Below are 277 nucleotides of genomic sequence, written 5' to 3'. Positions count from 1 at the left end.
CTGCATTATTAATTAAAATATAAATATCAAAGAATTTATTCAACCAATCCGTTAATTTCAATACATTTTCGTTCACGGAAAGATCAACCTCATAATAATATGTTTTAATATGATAAAGTTCTGCGATTCTCAGACTTAATTCTTTCAAATTCTGGCCGGGAAGACTTACAAGACTAATATTGATTTTCTTTTTCGCCAGACTTTCAGCAAATGCTTTTCCCAAACCCTGACTTGCTCCGGTAACGACTGCAAATGAATCTTTTGTTTCCATAAGACA

At 32.1% G+C, this 277-nt stretch carries 1 protein-coding gene; it reads right to left on the bottom strand.

Features of this window, described 5'->3' with window-relative positions; translation table 11 throughout:
- Positions 1 to 277, bottom strand: a 277-nt coding sequence (locus SB660_RS20220; protein ID WP_410584088.1) for an SDR family NAD(P)-dependent oxidoreductase, incomplete at both ends; no start/stop codon positions are given.

Source organism: Bacillus sp. SIMBA_005, from assembly GCF_046535585.1.
GTDB lineage: Bacteria > Bacillota > Bacilli > Bacillales > Bacillaceae > Bacillus > Bacillus pumilus.
This window is presented reverse-complemented; position numbering and strand designations above follow the sequence as displayed.